At 24.9% G+C, this 16,173-nt stretch carries 18 protein-coding genes and 1 rRNA gene; 7 read left to right on the top strand and 12 right to left on the bottom strand.

The window, feature by feature from the left end; all coding sequences use genetic code 4:
• Positions 1–119: 119 nt before the first annotated feature.
• The 5 genes from EXC66_RS04270 to EXC66_RS04255 form a co-directional block, all read right to left on the bottom strand.
• Positions 120–431: a hypothetical protein gene (locus EXC66_RS04270; RefSeq protein WP_129622410.1), complete on the bottom strand. Its 312-nt coding sequence runs from the start codon at positions 429–431 to the stop codon at positions 120–122.
• Positions 377–625: a hypothetical protein gene (locus EXC66_RS04265; protein WP_129622408.1), complete on the bottom strand. Its 249-nt coding sequence runs from the start codon at positions 623–625 to the stop codon at positions 377–379. Before EXC66_RS04265 ends, EXC66_RS04270 begins: the two co-directional genes overlap by 55 nt.
• A complete protein-coding gene (locus EXC66_RS04360) occupies positions 604–777 on the bottom strand; it encodes a hypothetical protein (RefSeq protein ID WP_165166791.1) in 174 nt (57 codons plus the stop codon). The genes EXC66_RS04265 and EXC66_RS04360 overlap by 22 nt, the downstream gene beginning before the upstream one ends.
• A 125-nt stretch (positions 778–902) precedes the next feature.
• Complete coding sequence (locus tag EXC66_RS04260; protein WP_129622405.1) at positions 903–1,448, bottom strand: hypothetical protein; 546 nt, start codon at positions 1,446–1,448, stop codon at positions 903–905.
• Between the two features lie 92 nt (positions 1,449–1,540).
• Positions 1,541–2,956, bottom strand: coding sequence for a HinT-interacting membrane complex protein P80 (locus tag EXC66_RS04255; protein ID WP_129622404.1), 1,416 nt, complete (start codon positions 2,954–2,956; stop codon positions 1,541–1,543).
• A 187-nt stretch (positions 2,957–3,143) separates the two neighbouring features.
• Here EXC66_RS04255 and EXC66_RS04250 point away from each other — a divergent pair, with 187 nt between their 5' ends.
• A complete protein-coding gene (locus tag EXC66_RS04250; protein WP_112579204.1) occupies positions 3,144–3,695 on the top strand; it encodes a hypothetical protein in 552 nt (183 codons plus the stop codon).
• 40 nt (positions 3,696–3,735) lie between these two features.
• Positions 3,736–3,841: ribosomal RNA gene (gene rrf / locus EXC66_RS04245) — 5S ribosomal RNA — on the top strand.
• Positions 3,842–3,917: 76 nt separating this feature from the next.
• Here rrf and yidC read toward each other — a convergent pair.
• The 4 genes from yidC to serS all read right to left on the bottom strand — a co-directional run bounded on the left by yidC (position 3,918) and on the right by serS (position 7,824).
• Positions 3,918–5,903, bottom strand: coding sequence for a membrane protein insertase YidC (yidC, locus tag EXC66_RS04240; RefSeq protein WP_006886184.1), 1,986 nt, complete (start codon positions 5,901–5,903; stop codon positions 3,918–3,920).
• Positions 5,890–6,222: a ribonuclease P protein component gene (rnpA, locus tag EXC66_RS04235; RefSeq protein WP_006886183.1), complete on the bottom strand. Its 333-nt coding sequence runs from the start codon at positions 6,220–6,222 to the stop codon at positions 5,890–5,892. Before rnpA ends, yidC begins: the two co-directional genes overlap by 14 nt.
• A gap of 10 nt (positions 6,223–6,232) precedes the next feature.
• Complete coding sequence (gene rpmH / locus EXC66_RS04230; RefSeq protein ID WP_006886182.1) at positions 6,233–6,379, bottom strand: 50S ribosomal protein L34; 147 nt, start codon at positions 6,377–6,379, stop codon at positions 6,233–6,235.
• A gap of 176 nt (positions 6,380–6,555) precedes the next feature.
• Entirely contained in the window at positions 6,556–7,824 is a 1,269-nt protein-coding gene (gene serS, locus EXC66_RS04225) for a serine--tRNA ligase (protein WP_006886181.1), read from the bottom strand.
• 240 nt (positions 7,825–8,064) lie between these two features.
• On the opposite strand from serS, the gene EXC66_RS04220 reads away from it, so the two are divergent.
• The 3 genes from EXC66_RS04220 (at position 8,065) to EXC66_RS04210 (ending at position 10,611) form a co-directional block, all read left to right on the top strand.
• Positions 8,065–8,985, top strand: coding sequence for a Fic family protein (locus tag EXC66_RS04220; RefSeq protein WP_112579206.1), 921 nt, complete (start codon positions 8,065–8,067; stop codon positions 8,983–8,985).
• A gap of 409 nt (positions 8,986–9,394) precedes the next feature.
• Positions 9,395–10,291 (top strand): UTP--glucose-1-phosphate uridylyltransferase, encoded by an 897-nt coding sequence (locus tag EXC66_RS04215; RefSeq protein ID WP_006886179.1) that lies wholly within the window; start codon positions 9,395–9,397, stop codon positions 10,289–10,291.
• Positions 10,285–10,611, top strand: coding sequence for a hypothetical protein (locus EXC66_RS04210; RefSeq protein WP_223213202.1), 327 nt, complete (start codon positions 10,285–10,287; stop codon positions 10,609–10,611). Before EXC66_RS04215 ends, EXC66_RS04210 begins: the two co-directional genes overlap by 7 nt.
• A 15-nt stretch (positions 10,612–10,626) precedes the next feature.
• Here EXC66_RS04210 and EXC66_RS04205 read toward each other — a convergent pair whose 3' ends face one another.
• The 3 genes from EXC66_RS04205 to mnmE all read right to left on the bottom strand — a co-directional run bounded on the left by EXC66_RS04205 (position 10,627) and on the right by mnmE (position 13,255).
• Positions 10,627–11,379, bottom strand: coding sequence for a class I SAM-dependent methyltransferase (locus EXC66_RS04205; protein ID WP_006886472.1), 753 nt, complete (start codon positions 11,377–11,379; stop codon positions 10,627–10,629).
• Positions 11,380–11,448: 69 nt separating this feature from the next.
• Positions 11,449–11,856 carry a ferritin-like domain-containing protein gene (locus tag EXC66_RS04200; RefSeq protein ID WP_006886471.1) on the bottom strand — a complete coding sequence of 136 codons (408 nt, stop codon included), beginning with the start codon at positions 11,854–11,856 and terminating at the stop codon, positions 11,449–11,451.
• Between the two features lie 10 nt (positions 11,857–11,866).
• The gene (mnmE, locus tag EXC66_RS04195; RefSeq protein WP_006886470.1) at positions 11,867–13,255 is read right to left on the bottom strand and encodes a tRNA uridine-5-carboxymethylaminomethyl(34) synthesis GTPase MnmE; all 1,389 of its coding nucleotides are present in this window, start codon (positions 13,253–13,255) and stop codon (positions 11,867–11,869) included.
• Between the two features lie 232 nt (positions 13,256–13,487).
• Between mnmE and EXC66_RS04190 the strand changes: the two genes are divergently transcribed.
• Both EXC66_RS04190 and dnaN read left to right on the top strand, forming a co-directional pair.
• Positions 13,488–14,894, top strand: a complete 1,407-nt coding sequence (locus EXC66_RS04190) for a helix-turn-helix domain-containing protein (RefSeq protein ID WP_006886469.1) — start codon at positions 13,488–13,490, stop codon at positions 14,892–14,894.
• Between the two features lie 128 nt (positions 14,895–15,022).
• Positions 15,023–16,129, top strand: a complete 1,107-nt coding sequence (gene dnaN / locus EXC66_RS04185) for a DNA polymerase III subunit beta (protein ID WP_006886468.1) — start codon at positions 15,023–15,025, stop codon at positions 16,127–16,129.
• The last annotated feature ends 44 nt before the right edge of the window (positions 16,130–16,173 follow it).

Here is a 16,173-nt window from a genome sequence, read left to right as displayed (position 1 = left end):
CTGTTAAAAATTCTCTTGCTGGTAAAAGTTTTTCGTTTTCTGTTGCTTTATAATTTAAATCATATTTATCGGATAGCAACTCAAGAAAATCTTTGGTTGAAGCAATTATTTTTGTCTAGCTACATAAATGTTTGTTTTGTTTGTTCTTCATATTCTCAAACTTGGTATGGTTTACTATCTAAAATGTAACTAATTAAATTGAAATAATTTAAATCATACTTATTTTTATTAGATTCATAATTAGAATCGAGTTTTTTAAGCATATCTTCGTTATTTATTGAAAAGTATTTTAATATTAAAAGAGAATTGTTGATGGTTTTATTAACCTCTGTTTTACCATTTTTATAAATCAACTCAAATACTTGTTCACCAGGTTTTACTGTGGGAATGTTATAGGTGATATAACTTTTTGTTCTTCTTTGGTTAATCATCCTTTTTTATTTCATTCTGCATACAACTTAACAAAGAAATTTGGATCTTTTGATAAATTAGATGAAGCATATATATTAAAGGCTAAGAGAGCATCTTTATAGAATTTTGAAGATTTATTATTTAAATATTCAGACAATGATTTAACATCATTATTCTCATCTTTATATAAATCTAATAATACCTTTCAGTTCATAAATTTTCGGCAATAGTTTTAATCTCATTACTTTTGAATTGCTCGTCTTGTTTTGTTTTTTCAATTGAATTTTCTACTCTACCACAAGAAACAACTGCTAAGGCAGGTAGGGTTAAAAGAACAGATGATAATAAATATTTCGCCTTATTCATTATTTTTCTTCTCCTTTATCTACATTTAAATACTCATTTAATTGGTGATATAAAATTCACCAAACTCTTTTTCTGATAAGTTAGTTGTTTCTGATTTTTATCATAATCAATATATACTTTACCATTTATAGAGAAATATTGTAAATTGACCCTTTATTTACCAGCTCTTTAATTCAGTCATTTGCTTTTGAATATATATTTATAACTTCAGTTTGTTTGTTTCCATTAATTAATACTTCATTTGAAATAATTGTATTTTGAATATCTTCGTCAGTGAATGAATTTTTGGTTGAAGATAACTTATTATTTGATTTAAGGTATTCATTAAAATCTTTGTCTTTCAACATTTTTTCTAAAATAATATTTTTGTTTTTTAATTCATCGTTGATAACATCAAGTGAATTGAAGTATGGTGTTTTATCATTAGCGACAGCATTTAAATCGTATTTAACCAATTTCATTAATTTTTCATAATCTGTCACTTCATCAAACTTAAATATTGTTAAACCTGTGGAGGTTGGTATTAATTTTGCATTATTCATTCCTTCTATTGAATAAACTATAGAATAGAAGTTTTTTCCATTTACATTCAATGATAATGCATTGTTATAAATTTCAGATATTTTTTGACTAAATTCCAAATCAGTCATCGAAGTTATTTCACCTTCCATGATGCTGATTATTTCAGAAGCTTTATCGATAATTTTATTTTTAACAGCGATTTTTTCTTCTCTAGAACCATTTTTATATGAATCAGATTCTTTTAGTGATTGAATTTCATCTTTAAGAGATTGAATTCTAATTTCTGTTTTTCAGCAAACTTAAAGTTAAATAATTTATTTAATTCTATACTTGGCAGTTTATGTTCTTTGTTTTCAAAAATATTTGTCATTGTACTCAATGCATATGCCATATCTTTATTTTTAGCCAAAGTTAAATAATTTTGAATACCTAATGAACCTAAATTTTCTTTCACTTCAGAACTATCAATAGAAAGAAGTTTTAGATAATTTTCATAATTACTTTTGGCTTTGTTAGAAATTAGATCATTTTCCAATAAATAATATTCTAATTTTTCAAACTTTTGAATTAATGTGTAATTAGGTACTAATTCATCCTCTATTAAAGAATTAATTAAAAATTGAAGATATTGATTTTTATCAACTTTGAATGAGCCTGTAACAGAATTTTCTAAAACACCAGGAATTGTAAATGTACTTACAACAAAATTCTTGTTTAATTTATTAAATTCTTTGAAATAATCTAAAATTGTATTTCAATTTTCAAAAACAAAGCTACTTGACTTTAATAATGTAATTTTATTTGAATTCTGGTCAACAAAATAATTCTTGCCTTCAACAAATTGAGTAAATACTTTGTCACCTTTATGGAACATAACTTTAGGTTTTCCAGTAGTTTCATCAACAACATTATTATTGTTTTGATCAACATAATAAATATCACGCATCGCAACTCTATTAACGTCTTTTTGGCTTTTAAATAGTGAATTATTTGAAGATTCAATAGTAAATTTTCTTAAGGCGTCTTTTTCAATGCTTTTAATAATCAAATAATCAACCGCTTCTTGTTCAGTTGAAGAATTACCATATTGTTCACTTGTTATAACTGAATTAAATTGTTTTTCTCAATTATCAAAACCATATCCTGCTTGAATTTGTCTTTTTAGATCTTTAATTTTATTTTCTTGTTCTTTTCTAACTTCATCTAGGGTCTTTAGTGCAATATCAGTTCTCTCGGTGTCCCCAGGATAAAGGGATTCGTTTCATAAACGTTGAAATTCTTTAGATGCTTTAACTTCTTGTTCATATAGATAAAAAATTGCTTCTTTATATATTTTTTCTGTATTCTCACTATTTATATTTTTATTCGCTTCTAATTTGCCAATAATGTCTTTAACGTTAATTGGTGTTTTTGAATTATCAGGTTTAATAAATTCAAGAACCTTATCTGTATCTTTTAATGCTGGTGTGTAATTTACCTTTACTGTATTAACAGTCACTGGGACTGCAATAGAAGTAGCTACAACAACACCTAAAAGACCTAATATTACATATGCTTTAGTATTTCTTTTTTTAATAATTTTTGGTTTAGTTCTTTCTAAATGTTTATCATTTTTTTCAGCTAATTTCTCAAAAAATGATTTTTGTTTTTTTGCCATTTTCACCTCAAATCTAATATTTAAAATATATTTTTAAAATTATATAGTATTAATTTTATCTACAAAATTAAAAAAATAATGGTTGATTTTACATTTAAGTTAATTATTTTGTAAAAAAGGTTAATTATTATTAAACTAATAATAATATTTAATTTACAATCATAAAATAATAGATTAAAATTTTAATATGAATCAAAAGAATCCTGTACAAAGCATTAAAGCTATTGCACAATATTTAAATGAGAGAAATGTGCTATATTCTATTTCTGGTGTTCTCTTAGAGAAAAAGTTTTTTAATCAAGAGTTAGAAAACCTATATCCATTAAAATTATCGATGAATTGGATAGACTTTATCTCTTTATTAAATGAAAATAAAGGAGAAATCTCTTTAAGACGTGATGTTATATCAGATAGCATACTACCATTTTTTAAGATTGGAAATGATAAAATATATATACAATTATTAGTTAAAAGTGAAAGAGAGATTGTTAAAAAAATTAAAAGAAGTTTTGTGAAACAACTTTTTAAGACAAGATTTGAAAATAAGCATTTTGATAATTTTAACGAAATTGGTTTTTTGGTAGATGAAATATACAAAGAGAATGGCTCTATATGAATTTTAATAGATGATGAAGAACCTGAATTGAAAGTAATTGAAGCTTTTAATAAAGAAAATATTGAGTTTTTCGACTTTGAGGGTGTAAAAATTCCTTATTCAAAAAATATTCTAAAAAAATAAAAAAAATACTTGGAAAAATTATAAAACATGTTATCATATTATCAGTGGTTATAGCAAGAGGGATCACCTGATACCATTCCGAACTCAGTAGTTAAGCCTCTTAGTGCCGACGATAGCCGAAAGGTGAAAATAGGGCGCCGCTGTTTTTTTTATTTTTAAAAAATGGTAATAATTAAATTCTTGATTTTTAATGATAAAAAAACAGCAAGTATAAACTTGCTGTTATTTTTTAAATTTCTTAGAATATGACAATCTGTATCACTTCGTCTTTTTCAATCAGTGAATAGCTATTGTTTCAAGGATTGTTCAAATTCCTGAAGCGATTCAGTATATTTGAACTCCAGCCGTGAACGCTACTGTAAAGAATAAGAAGACTATCATTGTGATTCTTTGAGTTTTTTCTGATTTTTTAATTGCTTCTTTTTGATCTGCTGTCAATCTTTGGTTTTCTTTCTTTCTATTAAGAATTCTAGGTAAAACTTGAGATATTACTTGAACAGCAACCGCTGTAACAATAAGAATTAAGTAAGGTCAGTAACCTTCAAACAATTTTTGTCACGAGGTAGAAGCGAAGTTAATTGTTAATCAAATGGTAGATTTAATTTCTGGTGTAATTTGTAAAGCTCTTCAAATAGCTAAAAATATTGGCATCGTAATTATCATGTTAGCCATAGAATCCATAGGGTTAATATTATTTTTGCTATATAACGCGCTAAGTTCTTGGCTCTTACGTATTTTCATTTGTTTATTATTTTCAAAACCTTTATATTTAGCTTCGATAGCTGCTTTTTTAATTCTTAAATCATCTTGGATAGATTGTGAAAATCTAGATTTGAATGAAATAGCTAATGCAATTGATTTTGTGACAACAACAGCAAAAACAATAATTCAAATTGTTCCTCAACCTGCTCAGACAGGGGTTATTATCGACATACTTTGCATTAAAGCTGCTAATGGATAAACAAATAATCCATAAAAAGGACCTAAAGCTCAAGAATCTGATCATGTTGTAAGAACTTTTTGAGGTCTATCACCTGAGTAAGTTAGAGCTGAAGATTTTATAGCGTCATAAACTTTAAATTTATTATTATTTTCTCATTCAGTTCTATTTATTGATAATTCTAATGTTTTGTTTTCAATTGAAGGTGCAGATGTTGTTGAGGATTCTTTATCTTTGTCCTTATCATTATCTTTTTTAACTACAAATGAACTAAATGTTATTAATTGTTCATTGTTATAACCGATATTGGCAGCAGATAAGTATGAACTAATAACTGAATTATATTTATTTAGAATATCATATTGAATTTTTGATAATTCTGGAATTTCACCATTAGCAATTTTGTCATAAATTTCAATTTTAATAAACTCGGATGGTGTTAAACCATTTAAATATTCACCAAAATTTCATTTTGCAATAGTTTCATTATAGAATGTTTGTAAAACATCTCTTGCGAATTTATCTTTAGCACCAATAAAATCGTTTGAAACTTGTGCTAGCCCTGTAAAACCAATAACTCTTCCATGATCACCAAATTCTAAAAGAATATTTGATGCACCTGCTGGTTTTAATTGTTTAGTTTTTTCGTCAATAACACCAGCTTGAGCTACAAGATAAATATTTGTGAAAGTATTGATTGGATTATATTCTTTAGATGTTTCACTCATAAATAAGTAATTTCCATTTTTAGAATATAAATAACTTTCAGGTTTTTCACCTAAATATTGTTTATCGCTATTTGTGTAAATACTTATAGCTGATGAATATGTATCATATTTTCCATATTCACCTTTTTCTTTATTTGTTTTATCTCTTAATTCACTTATTACTTCTTTGTCTGTTATGTGTCTGTTAATCAAGTCATCAATTTTAATAACTTCAAAACTTAAATTAGTAGTAGTTTTATTTTCGCCTTCACCAGTTGTTGAAGAGACATTTTCTTTATCAACTTTTAATGTTGTAACATGGGGGGCAACTTTATCTTTATCTAGATAAATTTCAATTGCGTTACCTGTAGTTGTACTTGAAGGTATAACAAAGGATTGCACACACCCTGTTAAAGTAATACCAAAAATAAGAACATACAATAGAATCTTTGTTCAACGTCATATTTTCTTTAATTTTGATTTACGTTTTTCTTTTGGGTCTTGACCTTCGGTAAAATAATTAAACTTTTCTGATCTTAAATGACTTTTAATTTTGCTCATTTAACAATTGTTCCAATAATTTATGCACCATTTTTTGCTTTAATTCAAAATTTTCTTCAGTTATAAAATTTTTTCTCACAATTATTACAATTTTATATTTCAAATCATTTATATTAAAGCTTTGTAAAATGGCACGCATTTGTCTTTTATAAAAATTTCGTCCAACTGCTTTCTCAAATTTTTTTGGAACTGTAATCCCAATTTTAACATTTGAATGTTGAACGTAGTGAATAACAGCCATTTTATTAGAAATTTGTAATTTAGAAAGTATTACACTTTCAAATTCTCAATTCTTCTTTAGCCGATATTTTCTCTTCATTTTAAACTAACTATTTGTCAGAAACAGTTAAGTATTTTCTACCTTTAGCTCTTCTTGCTGCTAAAACTTTTCTACCATTTGAAGTTTTCATTCTAGCTCTAAAACCGTGAACTTTTGCGTGTTTACGTTTGTTAGGTTGATAAGTTCTTTTACTCATGTTTATCTCCTTAAAAATTTCTAAAATAAGCTTATAAATTATAAAACAAAATAAATTTTTATTAAATTAAATATTAAATATAAAAAAGACATCAAAAAATCTTTTAAATATTTAAAATTATTATACTATAGAAAGTAGTTAAAGGTAATAAAAAACGCACCTTAGTGCATTTCATACTATTTAATAATTTCTAACCCATTCATATATGGAACCAATACTTTTGGAATTGTTAGGCTTCCATCAGGATTTTGATAATTTTCTAAAATAGCAGCTAAAATTCTATCAATTGCTAAACCTGAACCATTCATTGTGTGCGCATATTGAGTTTCATTATTTTCATCTCTATATCTAATCATGGCTCTTCTTGCTTGAAAATCACCCATGTAACTTACACTTGAAACTTCTCTAAATCTCATTTCACTAGGTAGTCACAATTCTAAATCTATTGTTTTTCTTGATGAGAACCCTAAATCACCTGTACATAATAATAACTCTCTATATGGTATTTCTAGTTTTTCAAGAACATCTTTTGCATCTTCAAGCATCATTTCAAACTCTTTAATACCATCTTTTTCAGAAGTTATTTTAACTAATTCAACTTTTTTGAATTGGTGTTGTCTAATAATTCCTTTCGTATCTTTACCTGAACTTCCTGACTCACTTCTAAAACATTCAGTAAAACCAGTAACTCTAATTGGTGTTGTTAAGTCGATAATTTCGTTATTGTGGATATTTGTTAGAGGAACTTCAGCAGTTGGAATTAAGTATAAGTTTCAATCATTAATACTAAATAAGTCTTCTTTAAATTTTGGTAACTGTCCTGTACCATACAACATTTCTGATTTAACTAATACCGGTGGTAAAATTTCAGTATAACCTTTAGTTTCATGTAAATCTAACATAAAGTTCATTAAAGCACGACATAATTTTGCACCATAATTTGTATATAAAACAAATCTTGAACCGCTTAATTTAGCGCCTCTTTCTAAATCAAATAATTTTAATTTTTCGGCTATTTCATAATGTGGTAATACACCAGAAACCAAACCACGTCCTATTTTATCTCTTGTTCTTAAGACAACATTTGTTGTTTCATCAACACCTTCAGGCACTTCATCTAGAGGAAGATTAGGAATTTTTAATAATAATTCATTTAATCTTTCGTTAAGATTTTTTGTTTTTTCTTCAAGATTAAGTTGTTCTTCTTTAATTTTCTTAACTTCTTCTTGCAATTGTTTAATTTTTTCTTTATCAGATTTAAATTCGGAAAATTGTTGTGAAAATTTACTTAATTCAGCTTTCTTTTGTTGACTAGCAAACATTGTTTGACCACGATCTTTAGCTAAAGAAATTGCTTCGTCAAAAATCTCAATTTCAAACCCTCTTTTTAATAAACCACTTCTAACTTTTTCTTCGTTTTCAAGAATGAATTTAATGTTTAACATATTACTCCTACCTTAATTAGTATTAATTATACTATTAAGAATTTTTTTTAATAAAAAAATGAGTTTTGTAAAACTGGTTATTTTATTTCTATTTAGATAGATTATTTGAGTATAAAAACTAAGTTTGTGTCATAAAATCTTGATGTTAATTAATAAATTTTATTCAGATCTTTACTAAATTATGCGATTAAATCAATAAATCTTTACTTTTGGGGAAAATTTAATAAAATAAGTAAAGAAATGAACAAGATATATGATTATTTCGGATTATTAAAATTAATATCAAATAAAAATATAAATAAATCAGATTTAGTAAAAACACTAAATATTTCATCTAAAACAATCGCTAAAATTTCAAAAAATGAAAAAATTGCTAAATCTGTTATTAAAAAATTATGCGATTATTTTTGTTGCAATGAAAATGAAATTTGTAGAGTTATATCAACCAATAAAATATTAAACATTTTAAATGAGGAAATGAAATCTAAAATCAAGGGTGGATTGTATCATAAATTGCAAATTTTACTGACCTATAACTCTAATCATATTGAAGGTAGTACATTAAATGAAGAGCAAACAAAACTAATATACGAAACAAGAACACTGACTAGTGAAAATTCATGAAATATTGATGATATTATCGAAACAACAAATCATTTTAAAGCGATAGATTTTTGCATTCAAAATGCTGAAAATGATTTAACTGAAGAATTTATAAAAACATTGCATTACTTGATCAAAAGAGCTACTAAAGCAGAAAATATACCTTGAATTAAAATAGGAGATTATAAAACTAGACCTAACATAATAGGCGACATAGAAACTTCTGATCCACAAAATGTCCAAAAAGATATCAAAAATCTTTTAAAAAAATATAACAGTATTAAAACTATAACATTAGAAGATATTGTTGATTTTCATTATAAATTTGAAATAATTCACCCTTTTCAAGATGGCAATGGTAGAGTAGGTAGATTAATTGCATTTAAGGAATGTTTAAAAAATAATATTGTTCCTTTTATTATTGAAGGCACAAAAAAATACTTTTATTACCGTGGACTACAGGAATACGAAAATCATAAAACTTATTTAATCGAAACTTGTCATGATGGTCAAGACACAATCAAGGAGTGATTAAAATATTTTAATATTAAATATTAATGTTAAATTCATTTAAATTCACATTCTTAATATATTAATTTATATATGATAAATTTAAAATGTAAGAAGATGTGATATCAAAAATACAAAATGGATAATTTTTTACTGAGTTTGATGTATTTGAAAATAATATTGTTTTTCACAATTTTATGAAAAAACACAATCTTTGAAATAAAAAATATTAGAACCTTTTTAGATAAAGTAATTAAATTATTATAAAGCACACGATGACATTACTTATTCTTCTTGCTATATTGAGCGTTAAAATGAAATTTAATTAAAAATAAGAATATAAATAATTGATTTTATATGCGATTGCTTATTAAAATATACAAATTAATAATTAAATAATTAAGTTGTATAAAATTTTCTCATTATTTAAAAATAACTAAATTAGTATAATAATTTTATGGAAATTAAAAAAATTAAAAAAGTCATTATTCCTTGTGCTGGTTGAGGAACAAGATTTTTACCCTATACAAAAAGTACTCCTAAAGAATTGCTTCCTATCTTAAATAAACCCGCACTTGATTATCTTGTTGACGAGGCTATTCAGTCTGATATTGAAGAAATTATTTTGATTACAAGTTTCAGAAAAAAAGATATAGTTAAATATTTTTCTGTAGATCAAGACTTACAAAATGAATTAAGAGTCAAATGCAAAAAAGAATTGTTAAAGGTAGTTAAAGAAACAAATAAGGAAGCTGTAATTTCGGTTGTTATACAAGAAGAACAACTTGGTTTAGGACATGCTTTGGCATGTGCTTATGATTACATTGATGATGAACCTTTTGCCGTAATACTCGGAGATGATTTAATCTATTCAGAAAAACCTGCAATTAAACAATTAATCGATTTTTATTATGAAACTAATGGAGCAAATATTTTAGGAGTTCAATCAGTTCCAGATAAAGATGTTAATAAATATGGAATTGTCGTACCTAAAAATAATAGTGAAAGAGATAATAATTATTTTGAAATAAAAGATGCGGTAGAAAAACCTCATCTTCACGAAGCACCATCAAATAAAGCTATTTTAGGACGTTATGTATTTAACCCTAGAATTTTAGATTATTTAAAAAATACAAAACCCAGTGTAAATGGAGAAATACAAGTTGTTGATGCTTTCAAAAGAGTTATGAAGTATGAAAAAATTTATGCTTTCGAATTTAAGGGTACTCGTTATGATTTAGGAAGTATTTCTGGTTTTATTAAAGCCAATATAGATTATGCATTAAAAAATAAAGAAATTTCTGATGAAATTTATAATCATATCAATAAAGTTTTGGAGGATAAACAATGTTAGATGAAATAAAAATTTATAAAACAGCAAAAGACTTAGATCTATCATTTGATTTTAATATTTTAAAGTTTAATGACAGAATTTTTGAAATTAATATCGGTGGAATTTTTAGAAATTTACAATTTAATGAAAAATATTGTGAATGATTTATGGAAGATTTAATAGATTTTTTATTATCAAATAAATATCAATTAAGATGAGATATTGGAGTTATAAATTTACACAATTGTAAAAATTTAAAATTAACAGAAGATGAAATAAAAAAACTTGGTGCTTTTTTTAAAGAAAAAGTAACAAGTTTTGATGTTTATATTATTGATTAATCACCTTTGGTGATTTTATTTTTTTAAAACCCAAAAAGTTGTGTTATTTCCGAATTCCTTCACAACTTCATCTTCATCAGCAAGTTCATCTCTTGAAATATATTCAATTATTTTAAAATCCGTGTTACTAATAAATTGTTTCATTTCACTAATTGATGTATATCTAATAAAACCGTCTACATTATCAAATTTATATGTTGTATCACCGAATTTTTCCAAAGTTCTATTATTTTGATTGTTGTTTCATTTCGCTTGCTCTTCAATAAAGAATTTTTTAATTTTTTCACTACTATCCCTGTTTGCTGCTGTTATGATTGCGATACCATTCGGACTTAAAACCTTATAAATTTCTCTTAATATTTTAATTCTTTTTTCTTCTGTTGGGACGCACATTATCCCGTTAAAACTATAAAAAGCAAAATCAACTGATCCTTCTTTAATTTCAGTAGTTAGCTTTGCTGAATCTAAATGTAAAAAGGTTATATCATCCCTTTTTTCTTGTCTGTTTATTAACTCGGCTATAAAAATAAATTTCTCACATAAATCATTTGCATAGATTTTTTCAAATCCAAAATTCTCTAAATTGAAAGGAATTCTACCAATACCCGTGCCCAGATCTAAAAAGACTTTTTTACCTTCTTTATATTTATTAATTAAAATCCTTTCAGAATTTCACAAACCAACTCTAGGTAAGGAATTTGCGTAAATTTCAATAGCTTCTTCAGTATCGTAAACTTTATTAAATATTTTATTTAAATCTTTTGACATAAACTAATTTTATCAGACTAACAATGTTAAAAATTGAAATAAAAAACCTAACATGTAGGTAATTTACTATTAAGCTTTTTTGAAATTTCAACGTCAAAATAATAATTTTTCTAAAGTTTCATCATACAACGGATCAATTAAACATGTTTCTTCTTCATCCCTGTGAGCTAGAACATAATCAATAATTAATGTTAAATCATTAACAACTGATTCTTTAACTTCCTTAGCATTAAATCATTTAGATTTAACTTCTTTGATTAAACTGAATTCCTTCATTTCTTCAAATGAGCCTAATGCAAGATGATCTAAAATAACTAATTTTTCTGCGTATTTATCTGTAAATTCATTTACGTCATCATATAATTTGTCTAATTGTTTGTGTAATGTAAAAAACTCTTCGCTAACATTCCAATGTAAATTTTTCACTTTTAAAGCTAAAGTAGCAAAACTAGCTTCTAAAACTTTTAAATTTTTCATATTTTCTCCTTTATTTACCAAGACAGAAGTTTGAAAACATAGCATCCAATAAATCTTCTTTATCAGCAACACCGGTTATCTCTTTTAGAGATTCTCACGCTTTAGTTATATCGATAATAATTACATCAAATGTCATATCATTATTTAAACTGTTAAGTGCATCAACTAGGCTTTTAAATGCTATTTGAACTAAAGAAAGCTGCCTTGTGTTTGTCACAATTATATCATTTTCAATATCTATGTCTTTAAATAATCTAATCATTTCAGTCTTTAATTCATCAATATCACCATTTAATGCTGAAATAAAACTAATCTTATCTATTTTTAAATCAAACAAACTTCTTTTTATTTCTTCATCACTACATATATCTTTTTTATTGGCTACAGGAATGTAAATTTTATTTAATTCATTTGCTTTTTCTTTTATTAAAAAATCAAAACGATCATTTTTTTGTTTAGGATCTAAAACATGAATTAATAGGTCAGCACGTTCAATTTGTTCAAGAGATTTTTTAATTCCAATACTTTCAATTTTTTCTTCTGTTTGACGCAATCCAGCTGTGTCAATTAATTTAAACAAAATTCCATCAAGTTGAATATTTTCTTCAATTATATCTCTAGTAGTACCGGCTATATCAGTTACGATCGCTTTTTCTTCATTAAGTAAAGCGTTTAATAAACTACTTTTTCCTACATTTGGTTTACCTAAAATTGCAACTTTCACACCTTCAAATATCAACCTAGAACTTTGACTTAGCTTTACTATTTCATTAATTTTTTTTATAAGTATAGTTAACTTCTCTTTCATTATTTCATCGTTGATTTTTTCAATGTCGTCGTATTCTGGGTAGTCAATATTCACTTCACATAAACCAATCAAATACTCAATTTCTTTAATTAAAGCGTTAATTAAATTTGATGTTTTACCATCGAATTTTTTTATTGCGGCACTAGCTTGTTTTTTTGTTTTAGCCATAATTAAATCATGTATAGCTTCAGCTTTAACTAAATCCATTTTCCCATTTAAAAATGCTCTTCGAGTAAATTCACCTGGTAAGGCTAGCCTAGCACCATTACTCAAAATTAATTCCAAGATTAGATTAGTAACCAAAATACCACCGTGACAATTTATTTCTACTAAAATATCACCTACATAATTATTGAATACCATAGTATTATCATTGTTCATTTTTCCAACAAATCACATTACTAAAACTTCATCTATTATGCTTTTGTTCTCATCAATAATATGACCATAGGTTATTTCATGATCCTTTCCAACTTTTCCTTTAAAAATTCTATTCATTATTTCTAGAGTATTTGGACCGCTAATTCTAATAATTGAAATGGGTTGATTAACTTTATTTCCTGAACTTATAGCAGCTATTGTATCAAACATATTACTCCTTGGTTTTATAAATATAATTATATTAAATTTTTATTTTTTCCAGGTTTTAACAACATACTTATAAACAAAAATATAATAAATTGAATTATACTGTTGATAACTTACTTTTTAACTTATTTTATAGATTTAAAGTCTGTGAATAAGTTTGGTAAAATTAGTTTAATAAAACATTTATTAACAATATTTTATGAATTTTAATTATTTATTTTAAAATTAAATAATAATGGAAAATAAATTAAGTTTAAATATAGAAGTAAACAAGAAAAAATTTATAAATTTAGCTAAAGAAAAAATTAATGACAGAATGATTTGAAAAACTTTTCTGGATAATTTAGATTTAGTTGAATTGAACAATTCTGTTTTAGGTATTGTTTTATTCATTGATTCTGAGATGTTGAAAATTTTTAATGAACACTATAGTAATGAAATAACTGAAATAGTTTCTGAGTTATTTGGATATGGTTGTGTTTTTAAGCTAATCACAAATGAAGAATATAAAAATAACAAAAAAGATAAAAAAAGTACTCCTAGGGTGGAAAAAAATAAAAAAGATAAAGAAGATGAATTTATTAAAAATATTAAAGTAGATTTAAAAAATGATACTATAAACGAAAAATATTCTTTATCTAATTACATTGAGAGCGATTTTAATAAAGAAGCAATTAAAGCTTGCATGTTTGCTATTAACGGTAGCAGCGAATTTAATCCAATTTATATTTCTTCCTTATCAGGTTTAGGAAAAACACATTTATTAAAAGGTGTTCAATTAGAATTTGAAAAAGAAAAGAAAAAAACAATATATGTCAATCCAGTGGAATTTACAAGAAATATTTCAACCTATTTGGCTGAAAATAATCAATTGAAAATTTCAAAATTAATCAGTTTTTATTCTGAATGTGACTTAATTTTATTTGATGATTTTCAAATTTTTGGAGAGGGAAACAAAAAAGCTACAATTAATTTTATTTTCCAAATAATTGATTACAGAATACAATATGAAAAACCGACAATAATTGCTAGTGAATATCCATTAGAAAAATTAAAGGGATTGTTTGATAACAGAATAATAACAAGATTAGCATCGGGTTTTCAGAGTCAAATCAAAATTCCAACAGATAATGATTTAAATACTTTATTGGATGCTTTACTTGAAAAAAATGAATTCGATAAAACTAAATTTGATGATAAAACTAGAAATTTTATAATAAAAAACTTTCAAGCTTCTATAAGGTCTTTAGAGGGTGCTGTTAATAGAATCAAATTTTATAAAAGCGATATATTAAATTCGAATTATATTTATCCTGTTGTTGCATCAATATTTAAAGAAGTTATAAAAAATAAGGAAAATATAACTCCTGAGTTAATTATAGAAGAAGTATGTAAATACTATAAAATATCAAAAAAAGAAATAATAGGTAAAAGAAGAAATAAAAATATTGTAACCGCCAGACATATTGCTATGTGTTTGATAAGAGATAATTTAAAAATTTCTTTAGAAGAAATTGGATCATATTTTAGTAGGGATCATTCAACAGTAACTAATGCCTTAAAGAAAAAAGACGAAGAAAATTCAAACACTTTTAAAATGGCATACAACTACTTAAATAACGAACTTTACAAAATAAAATAACAACTTTATCAACATCATTTTTATTATAAAAAATTAATTTTTAGCTGATTTATTATATAAAAAATGATTTTTAAAGAGTTATCAACAGATTTGATATGCATATATTAATTATTATTTAGGAGAATGGAATGAAATTTACAATTAAAAAAAATATACTTGACCAAACAATAGAATTCATAAGTAAGTACGTTGATCCTATTAATGTTTTTATGCCATTTAGATGTGTTAAAATAGACGTTTCGTATGAAAAAATAATTTTTACAGCATCAAATGGTTTGATGTCAACTAAAAAAATATTAAAAGTGGATGAATTAAATATTAAAGTTGAAACAGTTGGTAATGCATTAATAAATAATCAATACTTTAAAAACATTATCAAAAAATTAAACGAAGAAATTTCAATTGAATCCAACGGAAAAGAAATCAAAATCTGAGAAAAAGAAATATCGTATTCATTAAATTGTGTAGACGTAGAATTTCCTAATATAGATTTTAAAAAACCTGAAAATAGTTTTGAAATAAATACTAGTAAATTAGAAAGAGCTATAAGAAATGTTTCATTTTCTGCATCTAATGAAACAAGTGGAAAAAGTTTAATTTTAAAATGTATAAATTTTTCAAGTAAAAATGATATTTTGAGATTAGTTGCAACCGATACTTTTAGACTTTCTACTGAAACAATTAAAATTAATAAACCCATAAATGTAAACTTCTCTATTGAAAGTAAAAATATCAAAAATATGATTACTAAAGAAGCTCCTAAGAATGTTATAATGTTTTTGGATGAGTCTAAAGTAGGAATAGTTTATGAAAACACAATTATTCAGTCTTCAATTGTAGATGTACCTTTTGTTTCTTTCGAAGGAATTATACCAACTGAATTCAGTAGAAAAATAACGATAAAGAAATCAGAGTTATTAGATTTATTAAATAAAGTTGTTTTTGTTCAACAAGAAAAATACAACAGAGTAGAATTTAAAATTAATAAAGATTTATTAACGTTATCAACTAATTTAAGTGAAATAGGTCAATCTACAGGTTCAACAACAGAATTTGAGTTAATTGGTGAACCAATCGATATAGATTTTAATTATATTTTCATAAAAGATGCCTTATCTGCATTTGAAAATGATGAAATTAATTTATGCATCAATAAAAATGGTAATATAATGTTAATAGTAAGTAAATCTAACGAAAACAACAAACAAGTTATTACGCCATTAAGAAGATACTAAGGAGACATATGACAGTTAAAATTTATGGTGATTCTATAAAAGTA

The sequence above is a fragment of the Mycoplasmopsis anatis genome, from assembly GCF_900660655.1.
Classification (GTDB): domain Bacteria; phylum Bacillota_I; class Bacilli_A; order Mycoplasmatales; family Metamycoplasmataceae; genus Mycoplasmopsis; species Mycoplasmopsis anatis.
This window is presented reverse-complemented; position numbering and strand designations above follow the sequence as displayed.